This window comes from Acidocella sp., assembly GCF_027352905.1.
Lineage (GTDB): Bacteria > Pseudomonadota > Alphaproteobacteria > Acetobacterales > Acetobacteraceae > Acidocella.
The window spans coordinates 1-6,667 of sequence record NZ_DAIEIF010000004.1 but is presented as its reverse complement, the minus strand read 5'-3'; the positions used below and the strand labels follow the sequence as shown (position 1 = coordinate 6,667).

Sequence of the window (6,667 nt, the reverse complement as noted above, 5' to 3'; positions counted from 1 at the left end):
CGCAGCCGCGCCGCCGTGGCGTCCCCCACGGCATAGACCGGCACCCCGGCGAGGCGGGCGGGCAGAGCGGGCACGGCCTGCCCGCTGGTGACGATGAGCGCGGCCGGGCGCTCCGACAGCCGCGCGGGCAGGGGGGTGATGGCGAGGCAGGGCAGCAGAACCGGGCTATGCCCCAATGCCGCCAGCCTTCGCGCGGTGGCGCTGGCCCCGGGCTCAGGCCGGGTGACCAGCAGCCTCACGGCGCGAAAATATCCTCCGGGCTGTCCGCCTTCAGCGAGGCGCCGAGTTCCCGCCCCAGCGCTTCCGCCGCCGCCGCCGCCCCGGTGAGGCTGCGCTTGAGCAGGAAGCTCCCATCCGTGCGCGCCACCAGCCCGGTGAGATGCAGAGTCCCATCCGGCAGCAGCCGGGCATAGCCGCCGATCGGCGTGCGGCAGGAGCCGTCCAGCGCGCCGAGCAGCGCCCGCTCGGCGGTGGAGACGGCCTTGGCCTCAGGGTCCTCGATGGCCGAGAGCAGCGCCAGCAATTCCGTATCCGCCGCCCGCACCGTCACGCCGACGATGCCCTGGCAGGCGGCGGGCACCATCTGTTCGGGGCTCAGCACCAGGCTCGCCTTGCCGGCGAGATCCAGCCGCCGCAGCCCGGCATAGGCGAGCAGCGTGGCGTCCAGCGCCCCTTGCTCCACCCGGGCGAGCCTGGTGCCGACATTGCCGCGCAGCAAGGTGAAGTTTAGGTCGGGGCGGGCGTATTTCATCTGCGCCTGGCGGCGCACGCTGGCCGAGCCGACCACCGCGCCCTGGGCCAGCGCGCCGAACGGGTCCGCCGGGTCCGTTTCCACGCCGGGGGCCAGGATCAGCGCGTCCCGCGCGTCCTCGCGTTTCAGCGTGCAAGCCAGGGCGATGCCCTCCGGCAGCACGGTCTCGAGATCCTTGAGGCTGTGCACGGCGAAATCGATCGTCCCGGCGAGAAGCTGCTCGTGGATCTCCTTGGCGAACAGCCCCTTGCCGCCGATCTCCGCCAGCGGCCGGTTCTGCACCCTGTCCCCGGTGGTGACGATGATATGCTCCTGGAACACCTGCATGCTGCGCAGCACCGGGCAGAAGGTGGAGAGCAGATGCAGGAAGGTCGCGGTCTGCTGGCGGGCGAGGGGCGAGCCGCGCGTGCCCACCCGCAGGGGCAGGGGCCGGGCATGGGATCTCACATGGGTGGCGGGGGGCGTTTCGGTTTGCACGCGCGTGGTCTAGAGCATGGCGCATGGAAGGAAAAGACACGGCCCCGCGCGCCCCGGTCCTCGGCATCGAGAGCAGTTGCGACGAGACGGCGGCGGCGGTGCTGGCGCCGGACGGGACGATTCTCGCTGAGCTGGTGCTGAGCCAGACCGCCGACCACGCCATTTTCGGCGGGGTGGTGCCGGAAATCGCGGCGCGGGCGCATCTGGCGGCGCTGGATGGGCTGGCGCGCGCGGCGCTGGCCCAGGCCGGGCTCGGCTTCGCGGCGCTGGGCGGTATTGCCGCCACCGCCGGGCCGGGCCTCATCGGCGGGCTGCTGGTCGGCACCGGCTACGCCAAGGGGGCGGCGCTGGCGGCGGGGCTGCCCTATCTCGCCATCAACCATCTGGAGGCGCACGCCCTCACCGCCCGGCTGCCGGGGCTGGACGCGGCCCCGCCCGCCTTTCCCTATCTGCTGCTGCTGCTCTCCGGCGGGCATAGCCAATGCGTGGCGGTGGAGGGGGTAGGGGCCTACCGGCTGCTCGGCGCCACGCTGGACGATGCGGCGGGCGAGGCCTTCGACAAAACCGCCAAGCTGCTCGGCCTGCCCTATCCGGGCGGCCCGGCGCTGGAGGCGCTGGCGCGGGAGGGTGACGCCGCCGCCCTCCCCTTGCCGCGCCCGCTGCTGGGCCGCCCTGGCTGCGACTTCTCCTTCTCCGGCCTGAAAACCGCCATCGCCCAGCTGGTCGCGGCGGAGCCGCCGGGCCCGTTATCCCGCCCGCGCGCCGCCGATATCGCCGCCGGGTTCCAGGCGGCGGTCACCGATGTTCTCGGCGACCGGCTCGCCCATGCCCTCGCCATGCTGCCGGAGGCCAGCGCCGTGGTGGTGGCGGGCGGGGTGGCGGCCAATCAGGCGATTCGCGCCCGGTTGCGGGCGGGGGCGGCGCGGGCGGGCAAGCCGCTCATCGCTCCGCCCTTGCGGCTCTGCACGGATAATGCGGTGATGGTGGCCTGGGCCGGGATCGAGCGGCTGCGCCTCGGCCTCGTCTCGCCGCTGGAGGCGCCCTGCCGCCCGCGCTGGCCGCTGGAGGCGGCGTGAATTACCGGCACATCTATCATGCCGGCAATTTCGCCGATGTGATGAAGCACGCCTTGCTGCTGCGCCTGCTGGCGGCGATGCGGCGCAAGCCCAAGCCGTTCCTCGCCCTCGACACCCATGCGGGCATCGGCCGCTACGACCTCGCCCGGGCGGAGGCGGAGAAAACCGGGGAATGGCGCCAGGGCGTGGGCCGCTTGCTGGACCAGGCCCCACCCGCCTTGGCCGAATATGCGGGGATGGTCCGCCGGCTCGGCCTTTATCCCGGCTCGCCGGTGATCATCGCCGCGGCGCTGCGCCCGGACGACCGGCTGGTGGCCTGCGAGCTGCATCCGCAGGACGCCGCCGCCTTGCGCCTCGCTTTGCGCCCCTACCCCAACGCCGCCGCGCATCAGCGCGACGGCTATGAGGCGCTGGGGGCCTTTCTGCCGCCGCCGGAGCGGCGGGCGCTGGCGCTGATCGACCCGCCTTTCGAGCGGCCCGACGAATTTCCGCTGCTGGCCCGCGGGCTCGCCGCCGCCTGGCGCAAATTCCCCGCCGCGGTGACCGCCATCTGGTACCCCATCAAGCACCGGGCGCCGGTCCGGGCGTTCTTCACCGCCCTGCGGGAAACCCCCATCCGCGACGTCATCACCGCCGAGCTGCGGCTGCGCCCGGATACCGATCCATCACGTTTGAACGGCTGCGGGCTCGGACTCATAAATTCTCCTTATGGATTCGCCGAGGAGGCCGCGCCGATCCTCGCCGCCTGCGCCGAACTGTTTGGCGACGCCGGGGCGGGGTCCGGGGTGGAGCGGATCATCGATGAATAGCTCCATCGCCGTGATCGGGGCCGGAGCCTGGGGCACCGCGCTGGCCATTCTCCTCGCCCGGGCGGGGCGGGAGGTGACGCTCTGGGCGCGGGACGCCGGCCGGGCGGCGGCGATGCGCGAGCGGCGGGAAAATCCGCGCCTGCCCGGCATGGTCCTGCCGCCCGGGCTGGAGGTGACGGCGGCGATGCCCGAGGCGGGCATTCTCCTCCTCACCGTGCCGATGCAGCATCTGCGCGGCATTCTCCCCCGTCTGCCCGGCACGGGCGCGCTGGTGCTGGGCTGCAAGGGGTTGGAGGCGAAGACGCTGCTGCTGCCGCCGGAGCTTGCCGCCCCCCGGCCCTGCGCCGTGCTCACCGGCCCCAATTTCGCCCATGAGCTGGCCGCCGGGCTGCCCGCCGCCGCGGTGCTCGCCGCCAGGGAGGCCGGGATGCGCGCGGCGCTCATCGCCGCGTTGCACACGCCGAGCCTGCGGCTCTACGGCTCGGCCGATGTCATTGGCGCGGCGCTGGGCGGGGCGGCCAAAAACGTCATCGCCATCGCCGCCGGGGCGGTGATGGGGGCGGGGCTGGGGGAAAACGCCCGTGCCGCGCTGATCACGCGCGGGCTGGCGGAGATCGCCCGGCTGGCGGCGGCGCTGGGCGGCCGGGCGGAGACGGTCTCCGGCCTTTCTGGCCTGGGCGATCTGCTGCTCACCTGCACCGGGGCCAGCAGCCGCAACTTCTCCCTGGGCTTCGCCATGGGGCGGGGGGAAAGGCTGGAGGACATCCTCGCCGGGCGCAGCGCCGTGACCGAGGGGGTGGCGACCGCTCCGGCTCTGGCCGCCCGCGCCCGCGCCCTGGGGGTGGACATGCCCATCACCCAGGCCGTGACGAGGCTGCTCAGCGGTGAAATGGATATTCCCCGCACCCTGGCGGCGCTGATGAGCCGCGATTTGAAGGATGAATGATGCGCCGCGCGGCCCTATGTTTCCTGTGCCTGTGTCTTGCTGGCCCCGCCCGCGCCGCCGTGCCGGCGGCCGATTGCGAGAGCCCCGACCCGGCCAAGGCCATCGCCGGGTGCGGCGCGGTTCTCGCCGCCGGGGCGGATATGCAGGCCTATCAGTTCGAGGCCTATAACAACCGCGCCCTGGCCGAGCTGCGTCTCAACCAGCCCGAGGCGGCGCTGGCCGATGCGAGGGCCGGAATGGCGCTGAACCCGGAGAATGGCGGCATCCATGTCGTCGCCGCCCGCGCCCTGCTTGCCCTCGGCCAGCCCGGGGCGGCGCTGAGGGAGGTGAATGAGGCCATCGCCCTCATCCCCAACGATCCCCGCCCGCTGATCCTGCGGGGCGAGATCGAGCTTACGGCGGGGGATTGGCGCGCCGCCATCGCCGACCAGCAAGCCGCCCTGGACCGCGACCCCGCCAATGCCGGGGCGCGGCTCGACCTCGCCCTGGCGGAGGTGGCGGGCGGCGAGGCCGCCGCCGCCATCGCCGATGCCAGCCAGGCCATCGCCCTGGCGCCCGGCGATGCCGCCGCCTATGACGCGCGCGCCGCGGCCGAGGCGCTGAAGGGCGACGCGAAAGCGGCTCTCGCCGATGAGAGCCAGGCGATCGCCCTCTCCTCCGGCGACCCGGCCTTCTACCAGAAGCGGGCCTTGCTGGAACTCGCCCTCAACCAGCCGGAGGCGGCGCTTAAGGATTTGAATCAGGTGCTGGCCTATGCCCCGGACGATCCGCGCCTGCGCTTGCAGCGCGCCGCCGCCGAGGACATGCTGCGCGAGTGGAAGGCGGAAATCGCCGATCTCACGGCGGTGATCGAACATGCCGGGGATAACAGGACCATGCGCTACCGCGCCCTGCTCCTGCGGGCGAGCGCCTATGCGGCGGCCAGCCAGCCGGGACCGGCGCTCGCCGATGTCAACCGCGCCATCGCCCTCGACCCCGGCGCGCCGGAAGGGTATTTCGCCCGCGCCCAGCTGGAGCAGCGAGGCGGGCAACTCGCCGCCGCCATCGCCGATGACACGAAGGCGGTCGGGCTCGACCCGAAATACATCCCCGCCTACGCGGACCGCTCCCTGGCCTACGCGGCGCAGCGCCGTTATGGCGAGGCGGCGGCGGATGAGGCGCGCATCCTGGCGCTGATGCCGGGGTCCGCGCCCGATCTCAACAATTATTGCTGGTTCCTGGCCTTGGACGGCAAGCCAAGCCAGGCGCTCCCCTATTGCCAGCAGGCGCGAACCCTCGCGCCGCACGATCCGGCGACGCTCGATTCCCTCGGCTTCGTCCAGCTCAAGCTGGGGGAGCCGAAACAGGCGATCCTCTCCTACACCGAGGCGTTGAGGGCCGCCCCGCACCAGGCGAGCTCCCTGTATGGCCGCGCCCTGGCCGAGCAGGCGCTGGGCGAGAGCGCGGCGGCCGAGGCGGATTTCGCCGCCGCCCGCCGCTACGATCCCAATATCGCGAAGGATTTCGGCAGCTGAGGCGCGCGGGCGCGCCCGCTTTCTTCTGGCCGCTGGCGGCGGGGCTGCTGCTGCTCGCCGCCTGGCTGCGCGGCCCGGAATATGACGAGGCCTATTCGATCTTCCTCACCGCCGGGCATGCCCGGCCCGTCTGGCCCGAGGGCGTGTTCACGGCGGGGGCGGCGCGCGGCCTCTATGCCGGGCAGGCGGGGCTGGGGCGGATTTTGCTCGATCTGCGCCGGCTGGATGTGCATCCGCCGCTTTATTTCTGGGCGCTGGAAATCTGGCGGCGGCTGCTGGGGCCGGGCTGGTTCACGGCGCGGCTGCTTTCCGCCGGGGTGACGCTGGCGGGGCTGTACGGGCTGGCATGCATCGCCCGGCGGCTCCGGGTGGCGGCGGGGCCGGTGCTCGCCATGGCGCTGCTGTCTTACGGGTTCTGCTACACCGCCATCCTGGCGCGGCCCTACGCGCTGGCCGGGGCGCTGAACATCGCCGGGGTGGGGCTGGCGCTGGCGGCGGCGGAGGAGGGGCGGCGGGGTCCGGCCTGGGCGGCGGGGCTATGCCTCGGCGCCGCTTGTTTCAGCGAATATCTCGCGGTGTTCACCGGGGTGGCGGCGCTGCTCTGGCTCGGCTGGCGCCGCCCGGGGCAGGCGGCGCGCGCCCTGGCGGCGATGCTGCCCTGGCTCGCGGCCTGCGGCTGGGTCTTTCTCGGCCAGCGCGATTCGCGGCAGGGGCAATTCGCGCCTTTCTCCTGGCATGCGGCCCTGGCCGCCCTGGCGCGCGATGGCGGCGCGGCGCTGTTCGGCGGGCTGCCGCTTTATGCCGGGGCATGGCGGGGCGCGGTGGCGGCGCTATTGGGGCTGCTCGCGCTGCTGGGGCTGGCCTTGGCCCTGCGCCGCCGCCAAAGCCGGGGCTTTCTCGCCTTGGCCGCCGCTACCCCGGCGGGGTTGCTGGCGTTGGGGCTGGTGTTCCGCGCCACGCCCATCGAGATCCGCTATCTCGCCTTCGCCCTGCCCTGGCTGGCCCTGGCCCTGGCGCCGGCGCTGCCGCCCTGGCCGCGCGCGCTATGGCTGGGGGCGCAGGCCCTGGCCGTGGCCGGGCTGGTGCTGGCGCCC

7 protein-coding genes are annotated in these 6,667 nt (G+C 73.5%); 5 read left to right on the top strand and 2 right to left on the bottom strand.

All coding sequences use genetic code 11. From position 1 onward, the window contains the following. Together M7H45_RS00405 and hemC are read right to left on the bottom strand one after the other, a co-directional pair. On the bottom strand, positions 1-239 hold a 239-nt coding region (locus tag M7H45_RS00405), incomplete at its 3' end, for a uroporphyrinogen-III synthase (protein ID WP_298213574.1). Then, positions 236-1,228: a hydroxymethylbilane synthase gene (hemC, locus tag M7H45_RS00400; protein WP_298213572.1), complete on the bottom strand. Its 993-nt coding sequence runs from the start codon at positions 1,226-1,228 to the stop codon at positions 236-238. The genes M7H45_RS00405 and hemC, both read right to left, overlap by 4 nt. Positions 1,229-1,251: 23 nt before the next feature. On the opposite strand from hemC, the gene tsaD reads away from it, so the two are divergent. From tsaD to M7H45_RS00375, 5 genes are all read left to right on the top strand, one after another. After that, positions 1,252-2,304 (top strand): tRNA (adenosine(37)-N6)-threonylcarbamoyltransferase complex transferase subunit TsaD, encoded by a 1,053-nt coding sequence (tsaD, locus tag M7H45_RS00395; RefSeq protein ID WP_298213570.1) that lies wholly within the window; start codon positions 1,252-1,254, stop codon positions 2,302-2,304. Then, positions 2,301-3,113, top strand: a complete 813-nt coding sequence (locus M7H45_RS00390) for a 23S rRNA (adenine(2030)-N(6))-methyltransferase RlmJ (protein ID WP_298213568.1) — start codon at positions 2,301-2,303, stop codon at positions 3,111-3,113. Before tsaD ends, M7H45_RS00390 begins: the two co-directional genes overlap by 4 nt. Beyond that, positions 3,106-4,059 carry an NAD(P)H-dependent glycerol-3-phosphate dehydrogenase gene (locus M7H45_RS00385; RefSeq protein ID WP_298213566.1) on the top strand — a complete coding sequence of 318 codons (954 nt, stop codon included), beginning with the start codon at positions 3,106-3,108 and terminating at the stop codon, positions 4,057-4,059. Before M7H45_RS00390 ends, M7H45_RS00385 begins: the two co-directional genes overlap by 8 nt. Beyond that, positions 4,056-5,573, top strand: a complete 1,518-nt coding sequence (locus M7H45_RS00380; RefSeq protein WP_298213564.1) for a tetratricopeptide repeat protein — start codon at positions 4,056-4,058, stop codon at positions 5,571-5,573. The genes M7H45_RS00385 and M7H45_RS00380 overlap by 4 nt, the downstream gene beginning before the upstream one ends. A 143-nt stretch (positions 5,574-5,716) precedes the next feature. After that, the coding region (locus tag M7H45_RS00375; protein ID WP_298213562.1) for a glycosyltransferase family 39 protein at positions 5,717-6,667 on the top strand (951 nt) is incomplete at its 3' end.